The 12,911-nt window shown below is 46.7% G+C and carries 13 protein-coding genes and 1 tRNA gene; 7 read left to right on the top strand and 7 right to left on the bottom strand.

Features of this window, described 5'->3' with window-relative positions; translation table 11 throughout:
* Positions 1 to 262: 262 nt before the first annotated feature.
* Positions 263 to 1,426 carry a DUF1343 domain-containing protein gene (locus QZX97_RS13875; protein ID WP_295651980.1) on the bottom strand — a complete coding sequence of 388 codons (1,164 nt, stop codon included), beginning with the start codon at positions 1,424 to 1,426 and terminating at the stop codon, positions 263 to 265.
* A 147-nt stretch (positions 1,427 to 1,573) separates the two neighbouring features.
* On the opposite strand from QZX97_RS13875, the gene QZX97_RS13870 reads away from it, so the two are divergent.
* Complete coding sequence (locus QZX97_RS13870) at positions 1,574 to 2,794, top strand: FtsX-like permease family protein (protein WP_295651978.1); 1,221 nt, start codon at positions 1,574 to 1,576, stop codon at positions 2,792 to 2,794.
* A gap of 4 nt (positions 2,795 to 2,798) precedes the next feature.
* Here the strand turns inward: QZX97_RS13870 and mazG are convergent, their stop codons facing one another.
* The 5 genes from mazG to ruvB all read right to left on the bottom strand — a co-directional run bounded on the left by mazG (position 2,799) and on the right by ruvB (position 7,354).
* On the bottom strand, positions 2,799 to 3,602 hold the full coding sequence (gene mazG, locus QZX97_RS13865) for a nucleoside triphosphate pyrophosphohydrolase (protein ID WP_295651976.1): 804 nt from the start codon (positions 3,600 to 3,602) through the stop codon (positions 2,799 to 2,801).
* 93 nt (positions 3,603 to 3,695) lie between these two features.
* Positions 3,696 to 4,400: a tRNA (5-methylaminomethyl-2-thiouridine)(34)-methyltransferase MnmD gene (gene mnmD / locus QZX97_RS13860; protein ID WP_295651975.1), complete on the bottom strand. Its 705-nt coding sequence runs from the start codon at positions 4,398 to 4,400 to the stop codon at positions 3,696 to 3,698.
* 103 nt (positions 4,401 to 4,503) lie between these two features.
* Positions 4,504 to 5,844: an MBL fold metallo-hydrolase gene (locus QZX97_RS13855; protein ID WP_295651973.1), complete on the bottom strand. Its 1,341-nt coding sequence runs from the start codon at positions 5,842 to 5,844 to the stop codon at positions 4,504 to 4,506.
* Positions 5,845 to 5,918: 74 nt separating this feature from the next.
* Positions 5,919 to 6,320 (bottom strand): hypothetical protein, encoded by a 402-nt coding sequence (locus QZX97_RS13850; RefSeq protein WP_295651971.1) that lies wholly within the window; start codon positions 6,318 to 6,320, stop codon positions 5,919 to 5,921.
* 11 nt (positions 6,321 to 6,331) lie between these two features.
* The gene (ruvB, locus tag QZX97_RS13845) at positions 6,332 to 7,354 is read right to left on the bottom strand and encodes a Holliday junction branch migration DNA helicase RuvB (protein ID WP_295651969.1); all 1,023 of its coding nucleotides are present in this window, start codon (positions 7,352 to 7,354) and stop codon (positions 6,332 to 6,334) included.
* A gap of 290 nt (positions 7,355 to 7,644) precedes the next feature.
* Here ruvB and QZX97_RS13840 point away from each other — a divergent pair, with 290 nt between their 5' ends.
* Positions 7,645 to 8,001, top strand: coding sequence for an endonuclease domain-containing protein (locus QZX97_RS13840; protein WP_295651967.1), 357 nt, complete (start codon positions 7,645 to 7,647; stop codon positions 7,999 to 8,001).
* A gap of 123 nt (positions 8,002 to 8,124) precedes the next feature.
* Positions 8,125 to 8,562 (top strand): GyrI-like domain-containing protein, encoded by a 438-nt coding sequence (locus tag QZX97_RS13835; protein WP_295651965.1) that lies wholly within the window; start codon positions 8,125 to 8,127, stop codon positions 8,560 to 8,562.
* Between the two features lie 22 nt (positions 8,563 to 8,584).
* On the opposite strand, the gene QZX97_RS13830 is transcribed toward QZX97_RS13835, so the two are convergent.
* The gene (locus QZX97_RS13830; protein WP_295651963.1) at positions 8,585 to 9,334 is read right to left on the bottom strand and encodes a polyprenol monophosphomannose synthase; all 750 of its coding nucleotides are present in this window, start codon (positions 9,332 to 9,334) and stop codon (positions 8,585 to 8,587) included.
* A gap of 202 nt (positions 9,335 to 9,536) precedes the next feature.
* Between QZX97_RS13830 and QZX97_RS13825 the strand changes: the two genes are divergently transcribed.
* The 4 genes from QZX97_RS13825 to QZX97_RS13810 all read left to right on the top strand — a co-directional run bounded on the left by QZX97_RS13825 (position 9,537) and on the right by QZX97_RS13810 (position 12,910).
* Positions 9,537 to 11,105 carry a putative Ig domain-containing protein gene (locus QZX97_RS13825; protein WP_295651961.1) on the top strand — a complete coding sequence of 523 codons (1,569 nt, stop codon included), beginning with the start codon at positions 9,537 to 9,539 and terminating at the stop codon, positions 11,103 to 11,105.
* Between the two features lie 54 nt (positions 11,106 to 11,159).
* A complete protein-coding gene (locus QZX97_RS13820; protein ID WP_295651959.1) occupies positions 11,160 to 11,966 on the top strand; it encodes a DUF4350 domain-containing protein in 807 nt (268 codons plus the stop codon).
* Between the two features lie 109 nt (positions 11,967 to 12,075).
* Positions 12,076 to 12,765 (top strand): DUF1080 domain-containing protein, encoded by a 690-nt coding sequence (locus QZX97_RS13815; protein ID WP_295664729.1) that lies wholly within the window; start codon positions 12,076 to 12,078, stop codon positions 12,763 to 12,765.
* A 71-nt stretch (positions 12,766 to 12,836) separates the two neighbouring features.
* Positions 12,837 to 12,910, top strand: a tRNA-Arg gene (locus tag QZX97_RS13810).
* Position 12,911 lies beyond the last annotated feature (1 nt).

Here is a 12,911-nt window from a genome sequence, read left to right as displayed (position 1 = left end):
CCACACCGATGGGAATAGTCAATGGAATGAAATAAAATTTCTTGTACCAATCCCTTCGAAAGATTATAGTTAATACGCCAATACACAATACGCCAAGTGAGGCAACAAGAATGTGTATGTTAAAAACTTCCTTTACCTCGTCCTCATAATCAAGACTACCTGTGAGTAGTATTCTGAAGTAATTGCCAGCCACAAGTAAAATCCATAAACCATAGATGAATATAGGGTTCCCAATTATTTTCTTCATAAGATTCAAATCAACTCACCGGTACAACAAATACTTCAACCGCATCAACTTATACTGGCTCAAGGCCGGTTCCCAACTTAGCCTGATATTTTCTTCCGTCTCGCCATCCTCAATTTGCTTTTGCAATTCCTTAGTACCCGCCAGTTTGGTAAAGTAGGGAGTAAAAAAGTGCGCCTTATCGGGATAGGCCTTGTAGGCTTCCATCAGCCAGGTCAGGTTGATCTTGTCGGCATCTACATGGTAATTCCGCAGGTCAAGGCCATAGCAAAGCTGTCCTTTTTGCGGCGGGTTGTCGCTTACACCTGCTATGCTTTGGGGCGTAAACTCAAAAGTGTATTTGCCTTTTAACAGCGGACTGCCAAAAACCATAAAAGGATAGGGCGTGCCCCGCCCAACACTAATATTGGTCCCCTCGAACAAACACAGGCTGGGATACAATACCACAGCCTGGTGCGTTTGCAAATTGGGCGATGGCTTTACCGGCAAACCGAACTGCAAAGTACGGATATAGTTCTCCATCTTGATGATCTTCAGCTTGCACTTAATCCCGCCTTTCAGCCAACCTTGCCCGTTTATCATTTGAGCGTATTCGGCAATGGTCATGCCATGTACAATGGGCACCGGGTCCATCCCCACAAAAGAGTGCAGCGCGGTATCCAGCACCGGCCCATCCACATAGCCGCCGTTGGGGTTAGGCCGGTCAAGTATCATCAGTTCCATATTGTTTTCGGCGCAGGCCTCCATCACATAATGCAGCGTGCTGATATAGGTATAAAACCGCGCGCCCGCGTCTTGTATATCAAAAATTACGATGTCTAAGCCTTTTAAATCATCAGGCGTAGGTTTATAATGTTTGCCGTAAAGCGATACCACAGGTATACCCGTTTTGGCATCTACCTCGTCACTTACTTTGGCGCCATCGCTGGCAGCCCCGCGAAATCCATGCTCCGGCCCGAATATCTTTTTCACTTTAACACCCAGTTTCAGCAAACTGTCCACACTCGGCACCAAATGTCCTATTACAGATGTCTGGTTCACCACCATGCCCACGTTTTTGCCTTGCAGGTAGGGCACATAAGCATCTGTACGATTGGCGCCTGTAATGATGCGTGGTGCTTGGGCACTTGCTGTCCGCGCCGAAAGAAACAAGATTATAATTACGAGACTAATTCTTCGCATGCTGTTTTGGGTTCATAGTTCATAGATCATGGTTCATAGTCGAAGATCGGAATTTTTTTGCCATGAACTATGATCCATCAACCATGAACCAATCTCGAACCAATAAAAATTTCCATCTTTGCTAAAATACAAAAACGTTTTCTCATCTTGAATTTTGCTGCCTTCATCGCTTCGCGTATTTCGTTCCGTTCCAAACGGACATTCTCGAAACTCATCGTCAGGATAGCCGTTATAGGCATTATGCTGGGCCTGGGGGTGATGATACTTTCCTTTGCGATAATGAACGGCTTTAAGCAGGAAGTGCGCGAAAAGATACGCGGTTTCTCCGGCGATATCCAGGTGCTCAAGCTCGACCTCAATACCTCTTACGAAAACAGCCCCGTACCTTATGACCCTGTTTTTGTAAAACATGTACAGGCCAACAAGGTGTTTACCCACATTATGCCTTTTGCCACCCTGCCCTGCATCATCAAGGCCAACGACGAGATTGAAGGCGTGGTGATGAAAGGCGTTAACCGCGATTACGACTGGACCTTCCTCCAAAAATGTCTGGTGGTCGGTACCGTGATGGATTTTAGAGATACCGTGGCATCGCAAAAGCAGATCATGATATCGCAGCGCACTGCCGACAGGTTAAAACTGAAAGTGGGCGACGATTTTTTGATGTACTTTGTGCGCGACAACCTGCGCAAACGCAAGTTTAAGATTGTGGGCATTTTTACAACAGGGGTAGAGGATGTAGACAAAACCTTTGTTATCGGCGATATGGCCCTCATCCGCAAATTGAGCGATTGGCCTTTGGATAATGTCGGCGGTTACGAAGTGCGCATCAACGATTTCGACAAACTGGATTATGCCAACAGCGCCATTGGCGATGTAATACCTACCGACCTCAAAACCTTTACCGTGGTCGAAAACTTTGGCAACATATTCGACTGGCTGGAGAAAATCGACATCAATACCCAAATCATGCTCATCCTGATGCTCATCGTGGCCGTCATCAACATGATATCGGCCCTGCTCATTATGATATTGGAGCGTACCTCGATGATTGGCATGCTCAAAGCCATGGGCGCCCAAAACTGGACCATACAACGCATATTCCTCATCAACGCATCCTACCTTATCGGTTTCGGCATGTTGTTGGGTAACCTGTTTGGTCTGGGCCTCAGCCTGTTGCAATACCAAACCCATTGGATAAAACTCGACCAAACATCCTACTATATGACCTTCGTCCCAATCAAAGTGGAACTAATGGACGTGGTTTTGCTCAACCTGGGCACCCTGGTCATCAGCTTACTGGTACTCATCGTACCATCCACGTTGGTGAGCCGCATATCGCCCGTAAAGGCCATACAGTTTAAATAAACGGCTAAACTTTTTTTGCCTCGTTCCAAAACAGGTCCATTTCGGCGAGGGTCATATCCCGCAATTGTTTGCCATGCTCTTTGGCTTTGCTTTCGAGGTATTGGAAGCGTTTAATGAATTTCCTGTTCGTTTTTTCGAGCGCGTTCTCTGGGTTGATGTCGATAAACCTGGCATAATTGATGAGCGAAAACAGCAGATCGCCAAACTCGCCTTCGGCTTTTTCTATATCGATGGCCTTATCGTCCACCGCGTTAAACTCATCGCGAAATTCACGCATCTCTTCTTCCACCTTTTCCCACACCTGGCTTTTCTCCTCCCAGTCAAAACCCACGCCGCGGGCTTTTTCCTGTATGCGAGATGCCTTCACCAGTGCAGGCAACGATGCCGGCACTCCTTCCAAAACCGACTTATTGCCTTCTTTTAGTTTCAACTGCTCCCAGTTGCGTTTCACATCTTCCTCGTTGCTCACTTCGGTATCGCTGTAAATATGCGGGTGGCGATGTATCAGCTTTTCGCAGATGCCGTTCAGTACGTCGGTAATATTAAAGTCACCGCTCTCCGAACCTATCTTGGCATAAAATACAAGGTGCAGCATAATATCGCCCAGCTCTTTTTTTATTTCCTGCATATCGCCTTCCAGTATGGCGTCGCTTAGTTCGTAGGTCTCCTCAATGGTTAAATGTCGCAGACTTTCCAGCGTCTGTTTTTTATCCCAGGGGCAGTTGGCACGCAAATCGTTCATAATGGCAACCAAACGGTCGAAAGCTGTAGCGGGGGTGGAAGCGAAGGGAGGAGGTATTAAAGGCATACGATAAAATTGAGTTCAGCCAAAATTAAAACAATTAGCCGATTTACATGCCATACCAATGAACGAATGACCAATGAACGAATGACCAATGAACTAATGAACCAACAAAGTAGCCCGCAGCATTTCCCTCTTGCCCAAAGCTCCCGGTGCTTTTTCTATTTTACACCCCAAAGCTTTCAGCATTCGCTTTAAATTACCGGTAATAGCATAAGTAACAAACACGCCGCCCGTCTTTAAATACCGAATGGTATTTTTCATGCTTTCTTCGCTCCACATCTCGGGCTGGTTAGCCGATGCGAAGGCGTCAAAGTAAATTACATCAAATTGTTTATCACTTACAAATTCCAATAATGGGAGCGGGGCTATGTGCAAATTCACATATCCATTTAGTCCGACTGTATTTTGCATTGCTGCCGGGTAAGTGCCAATAAAACTGCCCCACAACCCCGGCGAAACATATTGCTCATAGCTCGTTTGGCTTATCATTTCCTGACTTAAGGGATAAGCTTCAATGCCCACATAATTCAGGTTAATCTCGCGCATGGTACAAAAATCAGCGCTGAGTAAGAAATTGAGACCGGTACCAAAACCAACTTCCAAAATTGAAACCTCATCAACCGTTTTATCCGCCAAAAAATAACGCAGGCCCGAGTTTAAAAACACATGCTCACTCTCCTGCAAAGCCCCGTTACGCGAATGGTAGTTCTCGCCCACAACAGGGTTGTAAATGGTTTTGGAGCCATCGGCGGTTAGTACGAAGAAGTTCACTGGTTCACTTGTCATTAGTTCATTGGTCATGGCACTTAATTAAACAGGTCATGCCGAACTTGTTTCGGCACCTCACGCGTTAAGTAGCCATCATGCGTGTGGTAGACATTCATGATGGGGTCCTGAAGCAAGTTCAGGATGACGTGACGGTTAAAATGGCTTCGCCAAAGTCATAAATAGGTACGGAATGAATAGTCGAAGCAATAATACTGCTCCCCGCTGCCGAGCGGTAACCCGCCGCGCAATGCACTACAATGGGTTTATCGGTTGGTATTTCGCCAATACGGTCTCGCAGTTCGGGCAACGGGATATTGATGGAGTTTTCGAAGTAATTCAAATCGGCTGCCTCGCCTGCATTGCGCACGTCCACAATGGTATAGCTTTCCGGATCGGCCAGGATGGCTTCGGTATCTGCTGTTACCGATTTTTCGACCGCGCTATCAGGCTTTAGTAAAGCTCCTTTAATATTTTGCTCATAACCGATTTTTGCGGCTTTGCCGATCATGGTGTTTAACAGAGATTCGCTTTTAGCGACCAGGTAAAATTTCTCATCCGGGTTGATCACCGAGCCCAGCCAGGTCTCAAACTTGTCGCCGTTTTGCAGGTTAAAAGCGCCGTGCACATGCCCGGCTTTGAACAGCTGTTGCGGGCGGGTATCAATAATGATCACTCTCTTATCAAGCGGCGAATTTTTATCTAAGTGCGGTACCGAAGCGATACTCTTTTCGTACGAAGGTGCCCCATGTTTGTTCAGGTCCACATCAAACCCAAAATACCGGGGGATGAAGGGCTGGTCCTCGGTCAAAACCTTAACAAATTGCAGTTCGCTCATTAGCTGTAGGGCGTAGTTCTCGCGTATCTCGCGGCCAATGGTGGTGTGCAGGTCGGGGCTCATATTTTTACCGCACAACGAGCCGGGGCCGTGTGCCGGGTAAACCACCACGCTTTCGGGCAGGGTCATTAGCTTTTCGCGGGTGCTGTGGAACATGGCGCGGGCCAGTTCTTCTTTTTTGGCAGTCAGGTTGCCTACGCTTTCGCGGAGGTCGGGCCGACCAACATCGCCCACAAACAGCGTATCGCCGGTAAATATGGCTTTTGGCTGGCCGAGGTCGTCTTCCACCAAAATACAAATGGAATCCGGCGAATGGCCGGGGGTATTGATGGCTTTTAGGGTCAAATCGCCAAGTTCTATGCTGTTGCCATCGTCAAAAGGGGTATGTTCATAATCCGCGCCCAACAATTTGCTCACATAAATGGCCGCGCCGGTTTGTTGGTGTATCTCCAGGTGCGAACTCACAAAATCGGCATGGGGGTGGGTCTCGATCACACCGACTATCTGCGCGCCATGCTCCGCCCCGAAATCATAATAAGGCTGTGGGTCGCGGGCAGGGTCAACCACTACCATTTTGCCCTGGCTGATGATGGCATACGATGCATGGGCAAGGCCCTTATCATAAAACTGGTGGATAATCATAGTTAACGCAAATATAATGGTTTGGGGGATTTTATTTGGTGCGCTTAAATCATTAACAAAAGCGAGTAGTACTGTTAATTTGTCGTGCCGTCCGGGGATAAAACAAACAAGAATTGACTGAAAAATATCATTATTGGCACCAATTTCAAGCAAAAAAACGAAAAAACTTTTTGACTAAAATTTAAGAAGTCTTCGTTTAACCCATTTTCCTTCGCTTTACTAATTCGGCGCAAAAAAATGTATTTAAAACATAGAAAAGCAACTATCGGCATTATAAATCCAGGCAGGAGCCTGAAAAATTGTTTACTCGGCATTAAAAACCCCCATTGAAATAAACCAACATGAAGAAATACAAAGAACAAAAAGAAACATATAAAAGCAATCCATGCTTTGCGTTCAATTATGTCTGGCTTATTGAGTTTCATATAAATGGCCAGGTTAGAAGCGGCAAAAAACAATATGTAGATAATCTTCATAATCATGTGATTTAAAACAACGTCGGTCCACCCCCCGCTTTTAATCGGTTAAGGTGCTTATACGCATTCTCCGTAGCTTCTCTTCCGCGCGAGGTGCGCATCAAAAAGCCTTCCTGTATCAAAAAGGGTTCGTATACTTCTTCAATGGTGCCTTCGTCCTCTCCCACGGCAGTGGCAATGGTTTTTAACCCCACCGGCCCGCCTTTAAACTTATCGATAATGGTGAGCAGTATCTTGTTATCCATTTCGTCCAGGCCATGTTCATCTACATTCAGCGCGTCCAGCGCGAAGCGGGCTATTTCGGTATCTATTTCGCCATTGCCTTTTACCTGGGCAAAATCGCGGGTGCGGCGCAGCAGGGCGTTGGCAATACGCGGGGTACCACGACTGCGTCGGGCAATTTCGTAAGCGGCTTCGTCCAGTATCGGTGTTTTTAGGATGGATGCCGAGCGCAGCACAATGGTGGTGAGCAATTTGGCATCGTAATATTCCAGCCGCGAGTTAATGCCAAAACGGGCGCGCAAAGGCGCCGTCAGCAAACCCGAGCGTGTGGTAGCGCCCACCAAAGTAAAAGGGTTGAGCGTTATCTGCACCGAGCGCGCGTTGGGGCCGCTTTCCAGCATAATATCGATCTTAAAATCCTCCATTGCCGAGTACAGGTACTCTTCCACCAGCGGACTCAACCGATGTATCTCATCAATAAACAAAATATCCCCGCTCTCCAGGTTGGTGAGCAATCCGGCCAGATCGCCGGGCTTATCCAAAACCGGCCCCGAAGTAATCTTGATACCCGAACCCATCTCGTTGGCAATGATATGCGAAAGCGTGGTCTTGCCCAATCCCGGCGGGCCGTGCAGCAGCACATGGTCCAGCGATTCGCCGCGCATTTTGGCCGCTTTAACAAATACCCTTAGGTTGGCTAAAATGGCATGCTGGCCCGTAAAATCTTCAAAAGCCTGCGGCCGCAACACTTTTTCAATGTCGCGCTCAATGGGTGAAAGATTGTCCAAACTCGGATCGAGGTTCTCGTTCATTGCCAACGAAATTAGTAATTATTTTTGTGAAGTGGGGAGTGGGACGCCGGATGTCAGAAAAGTTTTTTGGAAAAATATGGATCTGCATTTAGAACATCCGGCGCATTTGACTCACCCCGCCTGGCTACGCCGGCGACCCTCTCTTCGCCTGCGGCGGAAAGAGGGTAAAAGAAAAATAATTTTTTTGTTTTTCACCCTCTTTCACGCGAAGCGGAAGAGTGGGTCGACCAGCGTAGCGTGGTCGGGGTGAGTAAACTTTGAAGAGTTTTCCCATTTTTTTATATTTGAGTATGGCATCGATCGTCGAATTATGTCGTGAGTTAAGACAAAGGGAAACACCCGCGGAAAAGCTACTATGGGATAATTTGAGAAACAGGAAACTATTTAACCATAAATTTTTAAGACAGTACCCCATTTGTGCAGATGGAGGTTTGGGCAAAAGGTTATATTATATCCCCGACTTTTACTGTCATAAATCAAAACTTGTTATTGAAGCCGACGGTCCTATACATAATTTCAAAAAAGAATATGATAAAAATAGGGATGCCGTACTAACAGCATTAGGTCTAACTATTTTAAGATTTAAAAACGAAGAGATACTAAATGACATACAAGTTGTCTTAGATAAAATAGAACAACATCTGTAATTTTCTTCACCCTCTTTCCCGCGCAGCGGAAGAGAGGGTCGACCAGCGCAGCGTAGTCGGGGTGAGTCAAATTGGACGTTTAATTTTATCCACCAGTTCCCTAAATTAGCACAAACAAAAACCATGGAACTCCAAATCATCAACCAAAACTATACGCTCAGTCTTTACGGCGTATCGGGCACTGCCGTAAACCGGGCTTTTGCCGAAACAGGTATGAAGCTGATGGGCGAAATGTGGAAAACGATACAGGCGCACAAACTAAAACATAAAGGCATCAATGTTTGGGTGTACGAAGCCAATGAGCACCTGTTTACCGGCGTTGAGCTGGAAGATGTGCCGCCACCTGGCATCGGCCTTGAGCCAAAACAGGTGAACCTTAAAAAGTACGCCTACTATAAACTCGTGGGGCCTTACAGCAAAATCCCGGCGGCATATGAAGAGATACGGGCAGCCATTAAGCGTCAGGCTTTAGACACCTGTTTCCCCTGGCTCGAAGTTTACGGGCACTGGACCCCCGACGAATCGAAACTGGAAACGGAGATATTTATCTGTTTAAAATAAGTCAGGCTTCAGACCCCCGACCTCAGACTTCTGACTTCGGTTCAACCCTCTTATACTTCCTAAACCAGCTATTGATTTTCATCTGCAACACACCGATGAAAGCTTCGCGGAAAATACTGGTCGACATTTTGGAGGTACCAACCGTGCGGTCGGTAAAAATAATAGGCACTTCCACCACGTTAAAGCCATACATAATGGCCGTAAACTTCATTTCTATCTGGAAAGCGTAACCCACAAACTGTATCTTGTCCAAATTAATGGTCTCCAATACCTTACGGCGATAGCATACAAAACCAGCTGTAGCATCCTGTATATTGATACCGGTAATAAAACGCACATATACCGACGCGAAGTAACTCATCAGCACACGGCTCATAGGCCAGTTTACCACGTTAACACCCGTAACATAACGCGAACCAACAGCCATGTCGGCATTGTCAACGCAAGCCTGGCGCAGTCGTATCAAGTCATCCGGGTTATGCGAAAAATCGGCATCCATCTCAAAAACAAAATCGTAATGATGCGCAATGGCCCAGTGGAAACCGTGGATATAAGCCGTGCCCAAACCCTGCTTTCCCGCCCGCTCTTCAATAAAAAGGCGTTCTGGATAGTCTTTTTGTATGCGTTTTACAATATCGGCTGTACCATCCGGCGACCCATCGTCGATGATGAGCACATGGAAATCATGCTCCAGCGAGAATACCTTATCCAACAGGCGTTCAATATTCTCTTTCTCGTTATACGTGGGGACAATTACAATACTATCGGGCACAGTGTAAGTTTATAAGGTACTGGTAGATTTTTTTCAGAATAGCCGCAAATATAAAATATTGTCCTCTCAATTAAACTAATGTGCTACAATTATTACCTTACTATTAACAACTTTTAACACAGGCAGTACTGTACATGATGGGCAATACATCAATATTTATTTAATTCGTCTTAATTTTAAACCAATTACCAATACCCGCATCTTGAGCAATATAAAATCAGCTTGCAGCCTGTTGCTTTTGGCGATGAGCTTTACAGTTTACGCGCAAACCACAACTCCTGCGGCAAACCGGGCACCCGCCATTGCGCTGCCAACTTCCGCCGATATTTTAACACCGACATCGCCACCGCAGCCCTGGATACATGGGCCAAAGATATTTGGCGTACGGCCGGGTTCACCCTTTTTGTACACCATACCCGCAACAGGCACCAGACCGGTAAAATTCTCGGCCGACCATCTGCCAAAAGGTTTACACGTTAATGCCGATAACGGCCAAATAACCGGCAGTATTGAAAAAGAAGGTACTTACCAGGTTACATTAAATGTTAAAAACAGTTTGGGTAGGGCAAGTCGCACTTTCAAAATTGTAGTGGGCGAAAGCATTGCCCTTACCCCGCCAATGGGTTGGAACAGTTGGAACTGCTGGCATGCCGATGTCGACCAGACAAAAATTATGCGTTCGGCCGAGGGCTTTATTAAATATGGCTTGGATCAGCATGGTTGGACCTATATCAACATTGATGATGCCTGGCAGGGCAAACGTGGCGGCCCATTAAATGCTATTCAATCCGATTCTGTCCGTTTTCCGGATATGAAAGGATTGTCGGATGCTATCCATAAAATGGGATTAAAACTGGGCATCTACTCTACACCTTGGGTGCAATCATATGCGCGCCATGTTGGCGGCAGTTCCGAAAATGCAGATGGCTCCTGGGACCCGCACAAAGTCGGCAATGGAGGGCGTAATAAAAAAGAGCTGCCTTATGCCATCGGTAAATACTCGTTTGCAAAACAGGATGCGCAACAATGGGCCATTTGGGGCATCGATTACCTGAAGTACGACTGGGCGCCAAATGAACTGCCCGAAACAAAAGAGATGTACGATGCCCTCCGCGCAAGCAAACGCGATGTGATACTGAGCCTTTCTAATAATGCCACCAAATCGTTAATAAAAGAGATACCTGGAATAGCCAAATACGCCAATAGCTGGCGCATCAGCGGCGATATCAGCGACAACTGGAACTCGCTCAAAACGCACGGCTTTGGCCAAACCGACTGGCTGCCATACTCGTCGCCTGGCCATTGGAACGACCCCGACATGTTTGAAGTTGGTGCCAATGGTGGCGGAAAACCCAAAAAGCTGACCGCCAACGAACAGTACACGCACATCAGCCTATGGTGCCTGCTCAATGCGCCTATGCTGTTGGGTTGCGATTTGGAGCACATGGACGATTTTACCCTCAACCTGCTCACCAACGATGACGTAATCGACGTAAGTCAGGACGAACTGGGCAAACAAGCTGTGGATGTAGCAACTGATACCAATACCGATGTGTATGCCAAACCCATGGCCGATGGTTCATGGTCGATAGGGCTGTTTAACCGTGGTGATGCAGATACCGATGTTACCATCAAATGGGCCGACCTGAAGCTATCGGGCAAATACCAGGTCCGCGACTTATGGCGTCAGAAAGATTTGGGAGCCTTTGCGGATAGTTTTACTGCCAAAGTTGGGCCACACGGCGTAGTTTTGATTAAAATGAACAAATAATTTACACGAATAAAACTACCTTTACTAACCTAAAATTATAACACCAGCATCAATATGAACCCCATTAAAAAAACACTGGCCCTTGTGCTTTTTGCAGTATTGTTTGCCCCCGTGGCCATCGCGCAAAAACCAACCGTAACACTCGATTACTATTTTAACCACGAATTTAAAAAAGACAAAGACGGTAACTACACTACCGAACGTTTCCACTACATTTGGGAAGAGAAGGACCTGAACGGCTACTCCAATTGGGGCGACGCCTTTGTAAAATACGGCGCCCAACTAAAAAGTCTTGAAACCGCCCCAACCGCCGAAAACCTGAAAGGTACCGACGTATACATCGTTGTTGACCCCGATAATGCCAAGGAAACACCAAAACCCAATTTTATTACCCCTAAAGATGCCAAGGCTGTGGCCGAATGGGTAAAGGCCGGTGGCGTGTTGGTGATCATGGCCAACGATAGTGCCAACGTGAACCTGCCCAGCGCCAATGTACTGGCCGAGGCTTTTGGCCTGCACTTTAACGATGATCTGCAAAACCATGTTATAGGCAGCAATATAGCCGCCGGCACGCTCATGGTACCCGAAGGGCACCCCATATTTACAACCGCCCGCAAAATATACCTCAAGGACATCAGCTCGATCAAACTGAGCGGCAATGCCAAACCCGTATACACCAACAAGGACGGCGTAGTGTTGATGGCTACCCTAAAATATGGCAAAGGCACCGTTTTCGCCGTTGGCGACCCATGGTTGTACAACGAATATACCAACGGCCACCTGCCTCCCGGTTACGATAACGACAAAGCCCTTGACGACCTGAGCAAATGGCTATTGGCGCAAATACCGGCAAAAAAATAATTGCTATGAAATAACATTTGAACAGGATTCTGAAAGAAGCTGGCTTTTTACGCAGCACACTTAAATCATGAAGAACAAAATTTTACTGAGTGTAACCCTTTTAGTTGTTATGATGGCATACTTAGGCTGTAGTACGGTCAAAACGTCGGGCGAAAAAGGCTTTATTCCCATATTTGACGGTAAAACCTTAAATGGTTGGGAAGGTGATGCGAAATACTGGCGCGTGGAAAACGGCGAGATGATAGGCGAGATTACACCTGCCACCATCATCAAGGTGAATACCTTCCTCATCTATACCAAAGAGCAGCCTGCCGATTTTATATTGAAGGCCGAGTACCGCATCTCATCAAAAGGCAATAGCGGCATTAACTACCGCAGCGTTCGTGTTGATACTTTGCCTTATGCCCTCAAAGGCTATCAGTTCGACCTCGACGGTAAAGACAAATACAATCTCGGTTATCCTAAATACAGCGGGCAAAACTACGAGGAACGTGGTCGTCAGTTTCTGGCCCCGCGCGGGCAGCGCACCATAATCGAAACCGGTAAACCACCACGCCTCATCGATAGCCTGGGCACCAAGGCCGAACTGTTGAGCCACATCAAATACGACGACTGGAACGAAATTACCATCGTGGTAAAAGGCAATAACATGAAGCACTACCTAAACGGCACCCTGATGAGCGAAGTTACCGATAACGACCTCGTAAACCGTAAAATGAGCGGATTAATAGGTGTACAGGTACATGTCGGCCCGCCAATGAAAATAGAGTTTAGGAACATGATGATAAAGAAGCTATAGGGGCATTATCATCTTCTATTTTTTAAATTTGTCCATTTTGTGCATATTTGCACCGAAATTTGCACAGTAACGGTTGCATAGCTCAATTGGATAGAGCAACTGCCTTCTAAGTAGTAGGTTCCAGGTTCGAACCCTGGTGCGACCAC

Source organism: uncultured Mucilaginibacter sp., assembly GCF_903893715.1.
Taxonomy (GTDB): domain Bacteria; phylum Bacteroidota; class Bacteroidia; order Sphingobacteriales; family Sphingobacteriaceae; genus Mucilaginibacter.
This window is presented reverse-complemented; position numbering and strand designations above follow the sequence as displayed.